Source organism: Halorubrum sp. T3, from assembly GCF_000296615.1.
In the GTDB taxonomy this organism is placed as follows: domain Archaea; phylum Halobacteriota; class Halobacteria; order Halobacteriales; family Haloferacaceae; genus Halorubrum; species Halorubrum ruber.
The window spans coordinates 404,108-422,620 of the sequence record NZ_JH815329.1; the positions used below are offsets into that span (position 1 = coordinate 404,108).

The following is an 18,513-nucleotide window of genomic DNA, read 5'->3' on the forward strand; positions in this document are numbered from 1 at the left end:
ACCATGGCCTCTTCACAACTCGACGCCGGCGACGGGCTCTCGCGGCTCCGGTCAGCGCTGCCGTTCTCCGGCCGCGACTGGGGACTGCTGCTCGTCATCCCCGGCGTGGTCCTCTTCTCGAGTTTCATGCTGTACCCGATCGTCTACCTGTTTTACATCTCGCTGACCGACGCGACGTTCGCCGGGTCGGTGATCGGCGGCGGCGCCGAGCTGATCGGACTCGAGAACTACGTACAGCTGCTCGGAGACCCGCAGTTCTGGACGTCGATGTCGACGACGTGGCTGTTCGTCGCCGTCTCGCTCGTGGTCAAGGTGTTCGTCGCCGTCGGCATCGCGCTCCTGTTGAACCACGCGCGGGTCGTCGGCAAACGCTACATGCGCGCCGCGGTGATCGTCCCGCTGGGGTTCCCCGGCATCTTCACGATCACCGTCTGGCGCGGGATGTTCAGCGACGCCCGGTTCGGCGTGTTCAACACGCTGCTCGGCCGCTACAACGACGTTATGTCGTCGCTGTCCGCACCCCAGGTCCTGCTGTTCGACGTGCCGATCGGCTTCCTCAGCGGCCGCTGGGAGGCGTTCTTCGCGTACGTCACCACGGAGGTGTGGCTCGCGTACCCGTTCATGGTGATCATCATCGTGAGCGCCTTACAGGACGTGCCGAAGTCGCTCCACGAGGCCGCGATGGTCGACGGCGCCGGGTGGCTCCAGCGGTTCCGGACCGTCACCCTCCCGGCGATCAAGGGGCCGGTGCTGTTCGCCTCGATCCTCACGGCCGCGACGTCGTTCCAGCAGTTCCTGATCCCGTGGGTGTTCAACCAGGGCGGCCCGGCCAGAAAGAACGAGCTGATAATCGTGTACGGCTACCGCGAGGCGATCAGCTTCAACGAGTTCGGGCTCTCCGCGGCGATCCTCATCGTCGCCATCGCCTTCGTCGGACTCTTCATGCTCGTCGCCGTGCGCTACGGCGGCCTCGCAGAGGGGGTGGGTGAGGAATGAGCGTGCTCCGCTCGTTCGCGGCGCTCGTCGCCGCCAAGCTGGTCGCGTTCGCGACCGCGCCGAAGCGGTTCGTCGTCACGGTCCAGCGGGCGATCTACGACCTCCGCACGGGCAAGCGCACCCCGTGGGACGTCTCGAAGAGCGTCCTGATGACGCTGTTCGGGTTCGCGATGGTGTTGGTGCTTTTGTTCCCGCTGTTCTGGATCTTCACCGCGTCGCTGGCGGAGGGGACGCGGCTGTTCACCACCAGCGGCATCTTCCCGGACCCGTCGACGTACAACCTCGGCGCGTACCGGTGGGTGGTGTTCGAGTCCGACTTCTTCTTCGTCGACGGCGACTGGGGGTACCCCCAGCTCGTCCTCGGCGGGAGCGGCGGGCTGGTCAGCTTCCGGTGGGCCGGCACCGAGACCGGCCCGGGCGCGGTGTTCAACAGTCTCTACATCGTTAGCGTGACGCTCGCGGCCGGGTTCGGGATGATCGTCCCGGCGGCGTACGCGTTCTCGCGCCGGAAGTTCGTCGGCCGCAAACGCATCCTCTACGGCTACGTCCTCTTCACGCAGATCGGCGCCGGGCTGTCGATCGCGACGCTCGTGGCGCTGTACTCGCTGTTCAGCAGCTACGGGCTCACGAACAACCTGTTCGTCCTCGGGCTGTTCTACGCCGCGTCGGCGATCCCGTTCAACACGTGGCTGCTGAAGACGTACATGGACAACATCCCCGTCTCCTACGAGGAGGCGGCGATGGTCGACGGCGCGAGCTTCCTCGACACGATCCGGGAGGTGATCCTCCCGCTGACGAAGCCGGGGCTCGCCGTCGTGCTCATCTTCGTCTGGCTCGCCGGCTGGAACGAGTTCATCATCGCGCAGACGCTGCTGCGCCCCGAGAACTACCCGCTCTCGGTGGAGCTGTACAACATCGCGACCGAGGGCCGGTTCTCGACGCCGTGGACGCGGTTCGCGGCGTTCGCGAACCTGTTCGCGCTGCCGGTCGCGATCGTCTACTTCGCGGCCCAGCGCTCCGTCGAGGACGGCCTCTCGTTCGGCGGGATGGAGGGGTAACGGGCCGAGCGCGGTCCGCCGTCCGTCCGTCCGTCTGCGTTTCTCGTTTCTCGTTTTCGCTGCCGCGGTCATCCCTCGATGCGCCGATCCGACCCGCGATCGATCGTCGGCACCGCCCCGCTCCGCACGGCACCTCACGCCTCCCCAGCCTCGCGGTTCGCGCTCTTCGAGCGCTCACCGCTCCCTCACGCGTGCTGCTTCGCGGCCGCCGGGGGCGGCCGCTCGCAGGCACGCGCCACCGCAAAATCGACTCCGAAAAGAGCTACAGTCGGCCGAACCGTTCGCTCTTCAGTCGTCGGCGGTCGGGGTCGGCGCCTCGCCGCCGAGCTGCTCGCGGTCGTGGTCGGCCTCGAAGTCGAGGTCGGGGCCGCGCGCGATGATCCCCGAGGGAGTCACGTCCGGGTGCGTGGTGTAGTAGTGTTCCTTGATGTGGGCCATGTTCACCGTCTCCGCGACGCCCTCGGTCTGGTAGAGGTCGCGCAGGTACGGCCAGAGGTTGTCGTACTGGTGGATGAACTGCCGGTTGCACATGAAGTGGGTGTGGTACACCTGATCGAAGCGGACCAGCGTGGTGAACATACAGATGTCCGCCTCGGTGAGTGAATCGCCGACGAGGTAGCGCTGATCGGCGAGCCGGTCGTCGTAGGCGTCGAGCGCGCCGAACAGGTCGTCGATCGCCTCGTCGTAGGCGCTCTGCGAGGTGGCGAAGCCGGCGCGGTAGACGCCGTTGTTGATCGGCTCGTAGATGTCGGTGATCACCTCGTCGACGTCCGCGACGGTCGCGTCATCGTCCGCGTCCGGAAGCAGCGAGACGCCGTTACCGAGGTCGGCGAACGCGGTCGAGAGGGTTCGGAGGATCTCGCGCGACTCGTTGTTGACGATGGTCTCCTCCTCGGTGTCCCACAGCACGGGGACGGTCACCCGACAGGTGGCGTCCGGGTCGGCCTCCACGTACAGCTCCCGGAGGTAGTCGCTGTCGTGGAGGTAATCGCGGGTACAGCCCGCCTTCTCGGGGGTGAACTGCCAGCCGTCCTCGCCGCGGTAGGGGTCGACGACCGAGACGCTGATCGCGTCTTCGAGGCCGAGCAGCGACCGCGCGAGCAGCGTGCGGTGCGCCCACGGGCAGGCGTACGAGACGTACAGGTGGTACCGGCCGGCCTCCGGCTGGAAGCGCTCGTCCGGCTCCGCGTCGACGTGGTCGGGCACGTCGCTGCCCGCGACCCAGTTCCGGAAGGTCGTCTCGCCGCGCTGGAACGAGCCGTCCTCGTCCGTCGCCTCGTAGGTGTCCGTCCGCCACTCGCCGTTCACGAGCTGATTCATGTCTAACACGTGGGCCTCCGTCCGTATAACGTGGGCGGGGACACGCGTGTCACCCGTCGAGCGCGGAGCGAACCGCCGGATTTCGACCCCTCCTACTCGTAGACGCTCACGTCGTCGAACCGGCCCTCGTAGGCGACGTTCGACGGGAGGGTCGGCTCGTTGCCCGAGAGGAACATCCGGTCGAGCTTCGCCCACGTGTTCTCGTAAGCGAGGTGCGCGAACTCCACGAGCCCGCGGAGCTGGTGGCCGGCGCCGCCGCGGTGGATCACCGTCCGGGGGCGGCGCTCGCGGAACGCGTCGACGACCGCCTCCTCGTCGTCGAGGTCGCCCTCGAAGGCGGTCCACGCCTCGCCGACCGTGCCGGGGAGGTGGGCGTACGACGATCCGAACCCGGCGCAGCCGGTCTCTTCCGCGGTCCGGCGGGCGCGCGAGTTTTGGTGGGGGAGCAGCTTCGTGTTGTACGTCTCGATCGCGTCGAGCCGTGCGGCGTGCGCGTCGACCTCGGGGCGCGTGAGCGAGATGGTGGCGAAGCCGGGATGCGGGACGAGGACCGCCGCGTCCTGCCGCTCGAACTCGGCCATCGCGCCCTCGAAGGTGATGTAGTCGGGGACCGGGTCGGAGAGTCCGAGCACGAGGAGGTGGCGCCGGTTCCCCCAGTCGCCGGTGAACACCTCGCGGGCGGGGACGACGGTCAGCTCGTCGTCGGTGTACCGCGCTGCGCGCTCGCGGATCGTCGGCAGGCGCGTGAAGTGCGGCGCGTACACGAGCGCGTCGATCCCGCGATCTTTCGCGCGGGCGACGACCTCGTCGTCGAGCACCTTGACGTGGGCGTCGACGCGCGTTTGCGGTCGGGTCACGGTCGCACGGTCGTCGCGGCGGCGCAAAGACGTATCGTTCGACGACGACGGTGCCGCGACCGCGGCCCAGTCGCAGGGGGACGCGCGGCGCCGATCGGACCCGACGCCGCGGTGCGCCCCCGTCGAGGTGGGAAACCGTTAATCCCCCTCGGGCGAGAGTTCGGGGTATGGCCCCTCGCTGGACGTGCGGCATCGGCGACTGCGACGCCGCCTTCGACGACGTGGAGGCGGCGATCGTCCACCAGACGAACGAGCATCAGCGCCACGAGTGCAAGGTCTGCGGCACGATCGTCCCGGACGGCTACTTCGCGATCCGCCACGCGTTCGACGAGCACACCCGCGCCGAGTTCGTCCGCGCGTACGACGCCGACTCGGCGGCGGTCCGCCGCCGCGAGGAGATCAAAGGCGAGATCGAGTCGGCAGCCGACCTCCAGCGGGTCGTCGAGGAGCTCGACCGGGGCGTCTGACCTGACCTTTCGAGGCCCCGACCCCGACCCGCCGACCTCTCCCCGACCTCCCTCCGACCGCGATTTATCGGCGGACAAGGCGAATACCCCGAGGGTTGACCTCGGGGATGAAGCCGACAACTCGTGATACAAACCACTAAATGAACACATCACTAATCGATAGACAGCGATGGAACACAGTCACCGCTACCACGCTTACCCGACACAAGAGGTAGCGGCTGGACTGGAACACCATCTGGATGTTCATCGTCAGCTCTACAACCACGTCCGCTGGGACTACGAACAAGCCCCGGAGGACAATAAGCCGAGTGAGTACGACCAGAACAACAAACTTCCCGACTGGAAGCGAAAGTGGCCCGTCTTCAGTAAACTACACTCGAAGGCCGCCCAAGCCACCGTCGCACGCTTCTATCGGAACCTCTCGAACCTTCGCAAAAAGAAAGAGAAGGGATACAACGTTGGTCGGCTCAAACGGCAAGCACCCACCGATTATCAAAGCGTGACGTACAACCAGTCTGGTTTCGACCTCGATGAAAAGAGGGGCCAAGACAGGTTCGCTTACGTCCGTTTCAGCAAAATCGGTTGGGTGAAGATTCGTTACCACCGCCCGATTCCCGACCACGCCACGATCAAAGAGGTCACGTTCAAGAAGGAGACGACTGGCGAGTGGTTCGTCTCTTTCGGCCTCGAAACCGACGACGCCGATCTCCCCGAGAAACCCGACGTGGAATCGCTGGACGCGAGCAACAGCGTCGGTATCGACCTCGGAATCCTCAACTACATCCACACCAGCGACGGCAAAACCGTGGATTGGCTCGACCTCGAAGACGACTACGAGCGACTCGGACGCGAACAGCGTAAGTTATCCCGGAAGGAGAAGGGGTCGAACAGCTACGAGAAACAACGAGTTGAAGTTGCCAAAGTCAAGCGTCGGATTCGTCGGAAAGTGCTGGACTACCAGCACAAGATAACGACATGGCTCGTCCGCGAGTACGACGCTGTATTCGTCGAAGACCTGAACGTGAAGGGGATGCTTGAACAGTCGCACAACACTCGAAACAAGCGGGATGCGGCGTGGCGACAGTTCATCACCCTGCTCGAATACAAAGCCGAGTTGTACGGCTGTCACGTCGTTCAAGTCGAAGCCAGAGGCACGACCAAAGAGTGCGCGTCGTGCGGTGTGGAGACAGCGAAACCCATCTGGGTCAGAGAACACTCCTGTCCGTCGTGTGGATTTGAGACGGACAGGGACGCGAATGCGGCGATGAACGTCTTACAGAGAGGCTTTTCTGAATTAGGGCTGGGATGGCCCGAAGACACGCCCGTGGAGACTGTGACCGCTACGGACACGACTCACTTCGAGTCCGTGTCTGCAAGTCACGTCGTGGAAACGGGAAGCCTCGGGGCTTGACCCCGAGGCGATTCACAAGACCCGCTTCCCGAACGCGCTCGCCGCCAGCTCCGTCGCCAGCTCGGCCGTCTCGTTGTGCTGGTCCAGCGTCGGGTTCACCTCGACGATCTCCATCGAGCGGAGCGCGTCGGTCTCGTCGACGATCTCCATCGCGCTGTGGGCCTCGCGGTAGGTGACCCCGCCGCGGACAGGCGTCCCGACGCCGGGCGCGGCGTTGGGGTCGAGCCAGTCGAGATCGAGGCTGACGTGGATCCCGTCGACGCCGTCCGCGGCGACCGACAGCGCCTCCTCCGTGACCTCGGTGATCCCCCGCTCGTCGATGTCGGACATCGTGTACGCCGCGAAGCCGCGCTCTTTGATGAGCTCCGCCTCCGCCTCGTCGACCGACCGGAGTCCGACGAGGGCGACGTTCTCCGGCGAGAGCCCCGCCGCGTTCGCCCACTCGGTGTCCGCGAACTCGTCGATCCCGAGCGCGGCCGCCAGCGGCATCCCGTGGACGTTGCCCGAGGGGGTCGTCGCGGGGGTGTTGAGGTCGGCGTGCGCGTCGAACCAGACGGCACCGATGTCGGCGTCGCGCGCGGACCCCGAGAGGCTCCCGATCGCGATGGAGTGGTCGCCGCCGAGCGCGAGCGGCACCTCGCCGTCGTCGAGCGTCGCGGCGACCTCGTCGCCGAGCCGGCGGCAGACGTCGGCCGTCTCGCGGAGGAACTTCGCTTTCCCTTCGCTGGGCGCGTCCGCGTCCGGGTCGCGCTCCTCCGCCCGCGGGACGAGGAGGTCGCCCGCGTCGACGGTGTCGACGCCCGCGCCGGCGAGCTGGTCGGCGAGCCCGCCGTACCGGATCGCCGACGGTCCCATGTCGACCCCGCGTCGGTTCGCCCCGTAGTCGGTCGGCGCGCCGATGATCCTGACCGTGTCCATACCGGCAACGCGACGCGCCGGCGCTTGAATTGTGGGGTTCGAAGCTTTGGTGAAATCCCGTTCTTCAAATGGGTCCTCCTCCGAAACAGCGGTTCACTGAAGCGTGCTTCTTGATCGGTTGCGGGAGTAGGTGTCGTAGGTTGTGAGTGTGGTTGTTTATAAATCGGAGCGCGGTGTTGCTGTCAGCTGTTTATAAGTGACTGACGCTACTGCGGCGAGTGCCTCCAAAGCCCCAGCCGTCGAGGTGGGCGGACGCTCGCTGTGCTCCTCGTCACTCGCTTCGCTCGTTCCTGCGGTGCTTACATCGCCTCCGCCCACCTCGACGGCTGCCCCTTTGAGCCCCACCCACTCCGCACAGCACCGCAGCCTCACACCTCCCCAGCCTCGCGGTTCGCGCTCTTCGAGCGCTCACCGCGTCCCTCGCGGGCTGGCTCGCGGCCTCCGCTTCGCTCCGGCCGCTCGCAGGCGCGCCACCGCCGGCTATTTATAAGCGGCCGTCGCCGCCGCTGGCGACTACTTAAATACCGAATCGCTGCTACCGATCTGCGATACCCACTCCCGAAATCGCTCGTCGCTACGTCTGTATTGACCGCAACCCGGGTCAAAACGCGTTACCGACGGAGGAGTTCAACAGAGCCGGGATCGACGGTCGCGCTCGCCCGCCTCGCCGGATCGGACACGGTTTTGCGCTCGGCCCCTCACGAGTCGTTCATGAGCAGCTCCGATCCCTACTCGGTCGACCCCGCCGACATCGAGCCGATCGGCGCCACCATCGCGGTCGCGTTCACCGGCGCAGCGATCGGGCTCGTCGGCGCCGCGGTCTCGTTCGTCGCCGTCGACTTCGGGGTCGCGCTGGTCGGCGTCGGCGTCGTGGTGGCGCTGTCGAGCCCGCTCGCGTACGTCCGGATGAAGCGGCTGCGCGGGGAGTAGACCGGCGCGCCGCGGGCTGACGGCGCTCGGTCGCCGAGGGATCTCACACGATCATTTATAAGTGAATTCCATCGCATTTAAGCGGGGGCGCTCTGTAATTGGCACCATGTCATCGATCGAGCTCACGTCGAGCCAGAAAAGCATCCTCTCGGCTCTCATTAACCTGTACGGGGAGCAGGAGGACGCCGTGAAGGGCGAGGCGATCGCCGAGGAAGTCGACCGCAACCCCGGGACGATCCGCAACCAGATGCAGAGCCTCAAGGCCCTCCAGCTGGTCGAGGGGGTACCCGGCCCGAAGGGCGGCTACAAGCCCACCTCGAACGCCTACGAGGCGCTCGACATCCAGCGCATGGACGAGCCGGCCGACGTCCCGATCTTCCACGCGGGCGAGCAGCTCGACGGAGTCAACGTCGACGGGATCGACCTCTCCAGCGTCCACCACCCCGAGCTGTGCCGGGCGGAGATCCACGTTCAGGGCTCGGTCCGCGACTTCCACGAGGGCGACAGCGTCACCGTCGGCCCGACGCCGCTCTCGAAGCTCGTCATCGACGGCACCGTCGACGGCAAAGACGACACCGCGAACATTCTCATCCTGCGGATCGACGACATGCGGGCGCCCGACGAGCCGGCCGAGCACTGACTGCGGAAGCGGAGTTCCTCACTCGCTGCGGAGGCTTTTCAACCGGGAATCGCAGGTCGATTCGTCGCCGAGAAGAGTCGGAGGTCGAAGCCGAGAGACGCGTCGCCGTCGCGAGCCGCCCGCGCTCACATGTCGCCGAACGCGCCGACCGCGCGGCCCGCGGAGGAGACCTTGTTGATCCAGCGCGTGGCGATCGCCTTCTTCAGGAGCTTCGCGGGCGTGCCGCCGAACGTCTTGATCGGCATCCCCATCACGTCGTGAGCGACCGCCTCCTCGCCGACGGAGATGACCGTTCCCTTGTCCTCGTGAGTCCACGAGCGGAGCGGCGCGCCGCGGGCGGCGCGCGCGAGGTTCTCGCCCGCGACCTCCGCGGCCTGCCAGGCGGCTTGCGCGGTCGGCGGCGCGACGTCGTCGTCGCCCTGCTCGACGAGCGCGGTGTCGCCGATGGCGAACACGCGGTCGTCGCTGGTGGCGAAGTCGGAGCCGGCGTGGACGCGGTTCGAGCGGTCGTCCTTCTCGACCTCGACGTTCTCCAGCTCGGGCTGGCCCGTAATTCCGCCGGTCCAGATCAGCACGTCGTAGCCCAGCTCTTCCGGCTCCTCGTCTTCGCCGCCGCCGAGGTAGACGGCGTCCTCGTCGGCCTCGGAGATGAAGTCGCCGGTGAGGATCTCGACGTCGGCGTCCTCGAGCCGCTGGCGGAGCGCCCCCTGGATCTGCGGGTCGTTACCGGGGAACACCTCGTCGAGCCCCTCGACCAGCTTGATGTCGAGCGGCGCGCGGTGTTTGTCGCGGTACTCGGCGATCTCGCCGGCCGTCTGGATGCCGGAGAGACCGGCGCCGCCGACGATCACCTGCGCGGGGTCCGAGCGGGTCGCGTCCGCGGCCGCCTCGCGGACGTCCTCGTGGATCGCCTTCGCGTCGTCGAGCCCCTTCAGCTGGTGGGCGTGCTCCTCTAACCCCTCGATGCCGAAGAAGGCGGTCGTGGAGCCGATACCGAGGAGGAGGTAGTCGTAGTCGACGGTCGTCCCGTCGTCGGTCTCGACGACGCGCTCGTCGGTGTCGACGTCGACGACCCGGCCCTGGACGAAGTCGGACTCGGGCGACTTGATCTCGTCGACGGGGATCGTGATCTTGTCCTCGACGGCGGGGTTGCGGATCGCGCGGTGGACCTCGTGTAAGACGAGGTGGTAGTCGTGTTCCGAGATCCACGTGAGCTCGGCCTCGCCCTCCCCGACCTCGTCTTCGAACGCCTTCACCGCCCCTGCGCCGGCGTACCCGGAGCCGACGACGACGACCTGTGTACTCATGGCCGTAACTCCACGGCGCGCAGATAAAGTCGCTTTGGAACGCTCGCAGGCGAGAATCGCCGACGCGGCGGGTTCGGTCCGCCGCGACGGGACCGCGCGCCCGCTACAGCGAGAGGCCGGCGTGCCAGCGGTCCGCGCCCGCCTCCCGCTTGACCTCGTCCATGCGCGCGAGCAGCTTCACCGCGAGGCTCGCGGTCTCGGCCGCGCGCGACTCGCCCTCCGTCCGGAACTCGCCGGTCACGCGGTTCGCGTAGACGGAGCAGACGGCGCCCGCCCGGAGCCCGTACACGCTCGCGATCGTGAGGATCGACGACGCCTCCATCTCGATGTTCTTCACGTTCGCGTCCTGAAGCTCTTCGACGAGCTCGTCCGAGCCGGCGGCCTCGAACCCCTCGAACCCGGGGCGGCCTTGGCCCGCGTAGAAGGAGTCGGCGCTCATCGTGACGCCGGTGTGGTAGTCGTGGCCCAGCCGCTCGGCGGCGGCGACTAAGGCTGACACGACCTCGCCGTCCGCGGCCGCGGGGTAGTCCTCGCGGACGTACTCGTCGCTCGTCCCCTCCTGGCGGACCGCCCCGGTCGTGATCACGAGGTCGCCCACCTCCATCTCGGGCTGGATCGCGCCGCAGGAGCCGACCCGGATGAACGTGTCGACGCCGACGCGCGCCAACTCCTCGACGGCGATGGCGGCCGACGGGGAGCCGATCCCGGTGGAGGTGACGGAGATCGGCGCGCCGTCGTACGTGCCGGTCGCGGTGCGGTACTCGCGGTGGCGCGCGACCTCCTCGTGGCCGTCCCACAGCGCCGTGATCTTGTCGACGCGCTCGGGGTTGCCCGGGAGCAGGACCGCGTCCGCGACGTCCTCGGACCCGGCCTCGACGTGGTAGCCGGCCCCGTCGTTCGGGTCCTCGCTGTCTTCGGTCATGTCTCCGCCCTTCGGCGAGCCGTTTAAAAGTAGTTCCGTCTCGGTCGCTCGGGGACGTCTCGGCGGCGGCGGGCCGCCGTGCCGTCACTCCCTGCTGGCGTCGTCGAGGGTCCCCTCCGAAATGGTGTTCGGGAGGAGTTCGCCCAGCGTGTACTCCGTCACGGCGTCGCCGCCCTCGTCGCAGGCGACGACGAGGTCGTCGGCCGCGAACTCCGCGAGCGTCTGCCGGCACATCCCGCAGGGGGTGACGCCGTCGCGGACGCCGGAGGAGACCGCGATCCGGTCGAACTCGCGGTGGCCGTTCTTGACCGCCTCCGCGAGCGCGACCTCCTCGGCGTGGAGGCTGTTGGAGTAGTTCGCGTTCTCGATGTTACAGCCGGTGTAGACGGTGCCGTCGGCGGTCCGGAGCGCGGCGCCGACGCGGTACTCGGAGTACGGAACGTGGGCGGCCTCCAAGGCCTCGCGCGCCGCGGCGATCAGATCGTCATCGTCCATACCGACGGATGACGCGGCGGGCCGATAACTGTACTGTGTTGCGGTCGCGCGGAACCGGTCTCCCCGTCAGGAATCGCCCGTCCACGCCGAGAAGCCGCCGTCGATGAGGGTGTCCGCCTGCTGGCGGATGTACTCGCGCTGGGTGTCGTGGACCGCGGTCGCGAAGTCGTCGCCGTCGTCGAGCCGGGCGCGGACGCGGTCGCGCTTCCAGCTCGCCGGCGTCGTGCGGTTCGCGACGCGCCAGCGCAGCGGCGCGATCCACTCGGCGGCCTCGTCGTCCGCGCAGCCCGCGGTCCGGAGCCCGGCCTCGGCGTGGTCGAGGAGGTCGGCGTACAGCGTGTCCGTGTCCGTCGTCCGCTCCCCGTCGCGGCCGATCCACTCCATGTCGGCGTCGAGCCCGTCGGCCACGGCGGCGTAGAAGTTATCGCGGGCGGTCTCCCAGTCAAGCCCGATGACCGGGTGTTCGTGCTGCGCGAGCGCCTGCATCAGCCCGGCGAACGCTCCCTGGAACGCGATGGAGTCGCGGACCGTGGGCTGACCGGGAATCGGGCGGAACTCGATCCGGGCGTTGGCGGCGGAGCGGCTCGCCCCCTCGAAGACGGGGCGGACCCAGCGCCAGTAGCTCCCATGCTTGGTCCGGAACGTCGCGAACTCGTCGTCGAAGCGGTCGCTGCCGCCCGGGTCGGGCATCGGGATCAGCGTCTCGTCGCCCGCGATGCGGTCGACCGCGGTCTCGACGTCGCGGAAGTCGCGCGGGAACCGCACCTTGTCCGCGTCGGTCCGCGCGTTGAGGACGGACTCGAACACGTGGACGCGGTTCTCGGTCGCCCCCTCGTCGAGGACGCGCTCGCCGTCCCAGCCGTCGTCGTACAGGTCCGGCGGGAAGAACGGGGAGTTGACGCCGAGCGCTAAGAGCGGCCCGGCGATCCGGAGCGCGTACCGGAAGTGCCGCGGCAGCGTCTCGGCGTGCGCCACCTGGTAGTGCGGCTGGATCGACGTGATGAGGCTCTCGGGCATCACCGTGTCCGCCGCCAGCGACACGCCCGGGGCGGAGAGTTCGACCTCGGCGCCCCCGGTCGGCTCGGTCGGGGTCTCGCCCCCGTCGCCCGGCTCTGCGCCGTCGGCCTCCTCGTCGCTGGCCGCGTTCGCCATCGCGTGGTAGCGGACGGAGTCGCTCATGTTGACCGCGACGGTGACCCCGTCGACCTCGACGCTGTCGGTGAGGTAGCCGCGGGCGGTCTCGCCCGCCGGCGGGATGGTCCAGAGCCCGTCGGAGACGAGCCGCATCCCCTCCACGCCGGCGGTGTTTTCGGCGGCCTCTAAGCGCGCGCGGACCTCGGCGAGCTGGGCGCGGAGCCCGTGGTCGGAGAGGGGCTGCGGGCTCGTCGACATCTCGGCGTTGTGGAGTCCCAGCTCCTTCTCGAACCCCATCAGCTCCAGCATCCGGCGGGGCACCCGCATCAGCGCGTACTCGCCCGCCCGCGACTCCTCGCTCCACCGCCCGTCGCCGACCGCGTAGAACTCGTACTCGAAGCCGACGATCGACTGGTGGTTGTCGAAGGAGCCGTCGTGGAGCTCCTGTTTGACGATCTCGGCCTCCTCGGCCGCGCGCTCGGCGAACGCCTCGGCGTCGACCGAAAGCGCCTCCCGGACCCCGTCGGCGAGCGCGGACTCGGTGGTCATGCGACCGAGGAAGGACGCGGCGGATTAAAAAGGTCACCGGCCGCGAGAGCGTTCGGGTCGCGTTCCCACGACCGCTCCGAGGGGCTCTCTCCCCGCCGGCTCGCCGACCGCTCGGCCTACTGATTCGCCGAGCGCGCGTCGAGCGCGACGGGGACCGACCGGCTCGCGACGTCGCCCGCGAACGCCTCGCCGTCCGCTTCGAGCAGCTCGAAGGTGTCGTAGTGGATCGGGACGACGAGGTCGGGGTCCATCGCCTCGGCCAGGTCGGCCGCCTCGTGTCGGTCGGCGACGATGCCACCCCCGCCGATGTTCGCGAGGAAGACGGAGACGTCGAGCTCGGCGAAGCCGTCGAGCGCGTCCGAGTCGCCGGGCCAGAAGACGGTGCGGCCGCCGAGCGACAGGAGGAAGCCGCAGCCGAATCCGGGCGGGTGCGCGACCGAGCCGTCCGCGTCCGCGTTCGGCCCCTCGGGGTCGTTGTGCGCGGGGACGGACCACACCGTGACATCGCCGGCGGGCGTGTCGACGTCGACGCGCTCCTCCTCGCCGACACGGACCACGTCGTAGTCGGCCGCGAGCGCGTCGATCGGCTCCACGTCGCGGTCGATGCCGGCCGGGTCGACCGCCTCGTAGATCACGAGCGTCGCGTCCTCCGTCGCGACCGACCGGATCCCGTCGCTGTCGTAGTGGTGGTCGTGGGTGACGACGACGAGGTCGCCGTCGCGCGCCCAGTAGTCGTCGAGGACGCCGTAGCGGCCGGGGTCGGTGTAGACGACCGGCCCCGCGTCCGTCTCCAGCCGCGCCGTCGCGTAGCCAAGCCACTCCACCGCGAACTCCTCGTAGCGGACCGTCATGTCGCAACCTGCGGCCGCGGGCGTCTTGAGGGTGGCTATCGCTCTCTCTCGTCGATCACGGACAGCTCCCACGCCGCCGCGAGCGCGTCGTCGCCGATTTCGCGCCCCAGCGCGTGTTCCGGAACCAAGGGCATCGGAACCGGGACGTAGCCGGCCTCGCGCAGCGCGGCGAACCCGCCGACGGTCTCGACGACGGTCCCGTCGTCCCCGCGGCGGACGCGGAACCGCTTGTCGTCCGGGTCGCGGCGGTACGCGAACGGGAACGCCGCGTCCGGCGGGGACCGGAGGCTGTCGACGCCGGCGAGGACGGCGACGGGCGCACCGTCCACCTCGCAGACGAGCCGAGGGACGACGGGTCGCCCCTCGTCGTCGACCGCGGCGGCGTCGACGGACGAGTGAGCCGTCACCGGGCCGACGGGGGTGTCCGTCTCGCGCCACGCGAACGTCGGTTCGCCGAGCCCTTCGGCACGGACGCAGGCGTAGCCGCCGCCGGAGACCGGGATCCGGTCCGGCCCGATGTGGAACGTGCGCCGGCCGTCGCGGCGTGCGGCGAGCAGCGGCGGGTCGGCGAGGAGGTCGCGGGCGGCGGCCGCGGTGGCGTCGTCGCGGGCGACGAACAGGACGCGGCGGTCGCGGTCGAGCGCGTGGCCGAGCCGCGAGACGATCACGGTCGGCGTGGCGTCGTCCGCCGCGAGCGGTTCGACCGCGACCCGCTCGTCGCCGCGGCTCGCGACCGCGGGCGGCTCGGCGCCGCTCTCCGGACGGTCGACCTCGAACCCGTCGGCCGCGAGCCGGTCTGCGGCCGCGTCGGTGAGGTCGCGCCGCGTCGCGTCGCCGAGCGGGCCTGGCATGCGATCGCCTACGAGCCGGACCGTGAAGGGGTTTCGCGTGGCGGAACGCCACGGGGGGCCGCGCCGCCCGCCGCCCGTCGCCCGCCGCCCGCCGTCCGCCGCCCGTCGCCCGTCACCCGCCGCCCGCCGCCCTCTCGCGTCGGCTCAGTCGTCGCCGGCGAGCCGGCGGACTCGGGCGAGCGAGTCGGCGTCGTCGACGCCCTTGTCCTCGCGGACGCCGACGAACCGGGGGAACCGGAGGGCGTAGCCGGCCGAGTACGTCGGCGAGGTCTGGATATCCTCGTAGCCGACCTCGACCACCAGTTCGGGGTCGAACGCGACTGTCGTCCCCGTCTCGTCGACGACGTGGGGCTCTAACCGCTCCGTGAGATCCGCGAGCGCCTCGTCCGTGATCCCCGTCGCCACCTTCCCGACCGTGGCGTAACCCGCGGGCGCGAGGTCGTCGTCGTCGCGGTCGGCCGCGTCGCGGTCCGGGGCGTCGCTCGCGTCGTCCTCCGCGCGAACCGCGAGCAGGAACGTGCCGAACAGCTCGGCGCGGCGCCCCTCGCCCCACTCGGCGCCGACGACGACGGCGTCGAGCGTCTCCACGTCCGGCTTGCGCTTCAGCCAGTCGCGGCCCCGGTCGCCGGGCGTGTACGCCGCGTCCGGGTTCTTCAGCATGACTCCCTCGTGGCCCGCGTCGAGCGCGGCCCGCTCTTCGGCCGCGATCGTCTCCGCGTCGTCGGCGAGCGTGAGGTCGGCGGCCGCGTCCGGCAGGACCCCCCGGAGCCGCTCGTGACGGTCGCGGAGGGGGCGATCGAGCAGGTCGTCGCCGTCGGCGTGGAGGCAGTCGAAGGCGTGGAGCCGCAGCGAGACGGTCTCGCGCATGCGATCGACGTCGTGCTTGCGGCGGAACCGCCGCAGCACCTCCTGGAACGGGAGCGGGTTGCCCTCCTCGTCGACCGCGACGACCTCGCCGTCGAGGATGGCGGGGACGTCGACGCGCTCGGCGACGAACTCGACGATCTCCGGGAGCGCTTCGGTCACGTCGTCCATGTTCCGCGAGTAGAGGCGCGGGCCGAGCGCCGAATCGCCGTCGGTTCCGGGATCGTAGTGAACCTGAACGCGGGCGCCGTCGAACTTCGTCTCGACGGCGACCTCGCCGAACGCGTCGACCGCGTCGGTCGCGGTGCCCGCCTGCGCGAGCATCGCCTGAACGGGTCGGCCCACGCGCAGCGACTCCTCACGCAGCCCCGCGAGCCCCTCGTCGCGGGCGCGGACTGCGACTCGACCGTAGTCGTTCGTCACCTGAAGAGCGCGCTCGACGGCCGCGACGGCGTCCTCGGACGCGGCGAGTCGGGGCTCATCGGCCGCTTCCGCGTCGGCGGATTCGGGCGTCTCCTCCGGCGCGAGGAACGCCTCCGCGACCGCGTCGCGGGCCGTCCCCTCGCCGACGCCGAGCCGCATCTCGCCGAGGACGAGCCGGGCGAGGAACGCCGCCTCGCTCGGCGAACAGCGCGTGAACAGCCCGAACAGCGCGTCCCGCTTGCGCGACTCGCTCCCCTCGCCGCTCGCGGCCGCGAGGTCGCGCAGTTCCGCGTCGAGTTCGGCCACCGTGAGCACGTCGCGGCCGCTCCCGAACGCGGCGAGCCCCTGTTGCCCGCCAAAGTCGTACGCGGCCGCGACGGCGCCGATCTCGCCGCGCTCGGCCAGGCGGTCCTCAACGTCCGCCGCGGAGACGTTCTGGCCCGCGGCGCGGGCGATGGCCTCGCGGCAGAGCGCGGGGCCGACGTCGAGGGTCCGGGTGTCGTGGGCGGGGAAGACGCGGCCGAGGAGGAACCGGACGACGACGGGGAGATCGTCGGTCGAGCCGTCGGGCTCGGCGCCGTCGTCCTCGTCCCTGTCGGCGGCGCCGGCGTCCGCGAGCAGGTCGGCGACGGCGAGCGTCGTCTCGATGTCGCCGTCGTTCGCGGCCACCCGTTCCGCCCGTTCAGCCAGCGCGGCGAACTCCATACGCGTCCGGTCGGGGGGCGGCCGTCAAAAGCGGCCCGATGGCGTCATGGTCGCGGAAGGCGGACGCGTCCGCCGGGGAACCGCTTTTCACCTCCGGTCTCGTACGACTCTCTATGTACGTCCGCGACGCCAAGAACCGTGACGAGGCGTGGTTGTTGGACGCGATCGAGCAGCTGGGGCTCGACGACGTCGCCTTCCGGTCACGGGACTACGTGATCGCGGTCGACGAGGAGTCCGGCGACCGGGCCGGGTTCGGCCGGCTCCGCCTCCACCGCGGCGACGAGGACGAAGAGAACCGGATCGAGCTCACGGGCATCGGTGTCCTCCCCGAGTGGCGCGACCGCGGCGTCGGGGCGCACGTCGTCGAGCGCCTCGTCGACACCGCGGCGGCGGACGGGTTCGAGACGGTGTACGTGCTCACCGACCAGCCCGAATACCTCGCGCAGTTCGGCTTCGAGCGCGTCGACACCGACGACCTCCCGCCCGCGCTCGGAGAGCGCCTCACCGAGAAGCGGGAGTTCCTCGGCGGCGGGGTCGTCGGCCTCCGGCTCGCGGTCGACGCGTTCGAGATGCCGAACCGTTTCCGGACGGCGTTCAAAGACGCTGAGCCGACCGGCGACGACGAGCCGGAGGAGTCCGCCGAGGACTTCGGCATCGACCCGGACTCGGCGACCTACAAGTACGACACCGGACGCTAAACCGCGACACCAACCTGCTTTCCGCGGTTGCGGTCGGCGCGTGGCTGCGAGCGGTCGCCCCCGGCGACCGCGAGGAGCACGCGCGAGGGACGCCGCGAGCGACCGGAGGGAGCGAGCGGCGAGGCTGGGGAGGCGTGAGGCGCTGTGCGGTGCGGGGCGGGACTCGAAGGGGCAGCCGCGAGGACAGCGCAGGCGACGTAAGCACCGCAACGAGGGAGCGAACGGAGTGAGCGATCGAGTGAGGAGCGCAACGAGCGTGCGCTGTCCTCGCGGCTGGGGCTTCGGCGGTGTTCATCGCGGATCCGCGGTCAATTATTCGACTCTGTTGAAATCCTATTCTTCAGATACATTCCTGCCTGAAACAGCCGGTCGATGGGAGCCGCTTCTTGATCGGTAGCGGGAGTATGTGTATTAGTTCGGTTGAGTAGTTGTTTATTAGTGATCAAGCGGTGTCGCCGTCGGCTGCTTATAAACGTGCGGCGGCGTTGCGGTGAACACCGCCAAAGCCCCCAGCCGGCTCCGGTCGAGGGCCTCGCTGCGCTCCTCGCTCACTCCGTTCGCTACGGTGTCGCCGGCGGCTCTGCCGCCGGCTACCCGTGGCGCGTAGCGCCACACTGCTTGCGTCGGCCGTCTTCCCGGATCCGACTGCCCCTTTGAGTCCCACCCCGCACCGCACAACGCCTCACGCCTCCCCAGCCTCGCGGCTCCCTCCGCTTCGCTCCGGTCGCCGCGTCCCTCGCGCGTGCTCCTCGCGGCCGCCGAGGGCGGCCGCTCGGAGGCACGCGCCACCGCCTACTATTTATAAGCGATCGCCGCTGTCCCTCGTAACTATTTAAACACCGTCTTGTCGTGATCGATCGACAGCATCGACTCCCGCTATTGCTCACCGCTACCGCTGTACTGACCGATCCGTGAGTCACCTGTATTTGTCGCAACCGGGTCAGAATACATCACGTACTGAGGAATTCAACAGATCTGATTATTTCTAAGCGAGCGCCGGGGCTTCGGCGGTGTTCGCGGTGACGATGTCGCTTATTTATAAACAGAACTCCGACCAGACAGTCTTCACTTATAAATGAACGCTCGCGGTGTCGACGCTCACGCCAGCAACCACAAC

General features: G+C 69.1%; 17 protein-coding genes. 7 read left to right on the plus strand and 10 right to left on the minus strand.

The window, feature by feature from the left end; all coding sequences use genetic code 11:
* Positions 1–3: 3 nt before the first annotated feature.
* Entirely contained in the window at positions 4–996 is a 993-nt protein-coding gene (locus B378_RS0104190; RefSeq protein ID WP_017342568.1) for a carbohydrate ABC transporter permease, read from the plus strand.
* Complete coding sequence (locus B378_RS0104195) at positions 993–2,054, plus strand: sugar ABC transporter permease (protein ID WP_017342569.1); 1,062 nt, start codon at positions 993–995, stop codon at positions 2,052–2,054. Before B378_RS0104190 ends, B378_RS0104195 begins: the two co-directional genes overlap by 4 nt.
* A 288-nt stretch (positions 2,055–2,342) precedes the next feature.
* On the opposite strand, the gene B378_RS0104200 is transcribed toward B378_RS0104195, so the two are convergent.
* Positions 2,343–3,374: a glutathione S-transferase family protein gene (locus B378_RS0104200; RefSeq protein WP_017342570.1), complete on the minus strand. Its 1,032-nt coding sequence runs from the start codon at positions 3,372–3,374 to the stop codon at positions 2,343–2,345.
* A 92-nt stretch (positions 3,375–3,466) separates the two neighbouring features.
* Positions 3,467–4,258, minus strand: a complete 792-nt coding sequence (locus B378_RS0104205; protein ID WP_026046175.1) for a PHP-associated domain-containing protein — start codon at positions 4,256–4,258, stop codon at positions 3,467–3,469.
* Between the two features lie 140 nt (positions 4,259–4,398).
* Between B378_RS0104205 and B378_RS0104210 the strand changes: the two genes are divergently transcribed.
* Complete coding sequence (locus tag B378_RS0104210; RefSeq protein WP_004596437.1) at positions 4,399–4,698, plus strand: hypothetical protein; 300 nt, start codon at positions 4,399–4,401, stop codon at positions 4,696–4,698.
* Between the two features lie 169 nt (positions 4,699–4,867).
* A complete protein-coding gene (locus tag B378_RS0104215; protein WP_017342572.1) occupies positions 4,868–6,109 on the plus strand; it encodes an RNA-guided endonuclease TnpB family protein in 1,242 nt (413 codons plus the stop codon).
* 12 nt (positions 6,110–6,121) lie between these two features.
* Here B378_RS0104215 and rocF read toward each other — a convergent pair whose 3' ends face one another.
* On the minus strand, positions 6,122–7,027 hold the full coding sequence (gene rocF, locus B378_RS0104220; RefSeq protein ID WP_017342573.1) for an arginase: 906 nt from the start codon (positions 7,025–7,027) through the stop codon (positions 6,122–6,124).
* 711 nt (positions 7,028–7,738) lie between these two features.
* Between rocF and B378_RS0104225 the strand changes: the two genes are divergently transcribed.
* A complete protein-coding gene (locus B378_RS0104225) occupies positions 7,739–7,957 on the plus strand; it encodes a hypothetical protein (protein WP_017342574.1) in 219 nt (72 codons plus the stop codon).
* A 106-nt stretch (positions 7,958–8,063) separates the two neighbouring features.
* A complete protein-coding gene (locus B378_RS0104230) occupies positions 8,064–8,597 on the plus strand; it encodes an Rrf2 family transcriptional regulator (protein ID WP_017342575.1) in 534 nt (177 codons plus the stop codon).
* A 125-nt stretch (positions 8,598–8,722) separates the two neighbouring features.
* On the opposite strand, the gene B378_RS0104235 is transcribed toward B378_RS0104230, so the two are convergent.
* From B378_RS0104235 to ligA, 7 genes are all read right to left on the minus strand, one after another.
* Entirely contained in the window at positions 8,723–9,904 is a 1,182-nt protein-coding gene (locus tag B378_RS0104235; RefSeq protein ID WP_017342576.1) for an NAD(P)/FAD-dependent oxidoreductase, read from the minus strand.
* Between the two features lie 103 nt (positions 9,905–10,007).
* Positions 10,008–10,826, minus strand: a complete 819-nt coding sequence (locus B378_RS0104240) for a nucleoside phosphorylase (RefSeq protein WP_017342577.1) — start codon at positions 10,824–10,826, stop codon at positions 10,008–10,010.
* 84 nt (positions 10,827–10,910) lie between these two features.
* A complete protein-coding gene (gene cdd, locus B378_RS0104245) occupies positions 10,911–11,321 on the minus strand; it encodes a cytidine deaminase (protein WP_017342578.1) in 411 nt (136 codons plus the stop codon).
* Between the two features lie 66 nt (positions 11,322–11,387).
* On the minus strand, positions 11,388–13,004 hold the full coding sequence (locus tag B378_RS0104250; RefSeq protein WP_017342579.1) for a hypothetical protein: 1,617 nt from the start codon (positions 13,002–13,004) through the stop codon (positions 11,388–11,390).
* A 116-nt stretch (positions 13,005–13,120) separates the two neighbouring features.
* Positions 13,121–13,855, minus strand: coding sequence for an MBL fold metallo-hydrolase (locus B378_RS0104255; protein WP_017342580.1), 735 nt, complete (start codon positions 13,853–13,855; stop codon positions 13,121–13,123).
* Between the two features lie 35 nt (positions 13,856–13,890).
* Positions 13,891–14,706, minus strand: a complete 816-nt coding sequence (locus tag B378_RS0104260) for a hypothetical protein (protein ID WP_017342581.1) — start codon at positions 14,704–14,706, stop codon at positions 13,891–13,893.
* 144 nt (positions 14,707–14,850) lie between these two features.
* Entirely contained in the window at positions 14,851–16,698 is a 1,848-nt protein-coding gene (gene ligA, locus B378_RS0104265) for an ATP-dependent DNA ligase LigA (RefSeq protein WP_017342582.1), read from the minus strand.
* 113 nt (positions 16,699–16,811) lie between these two features.
* Here ligA and B378_RS0104270 point away from each other — a divergent pair, with 113 nt between their 5' ends.
* Positions 16,812–17,396, plus strand: coding sequence for a GNAT family N-acetyltransferase (locus B378_RS0104270; RefSeq protein WP_017342583.1), 585 nt, complete (start codon positions 16,812–16,814; stop codon positions 17,394–17,396).
* Positions 17,397–18,513 lie beyond the last annotated feature (1,117 nt).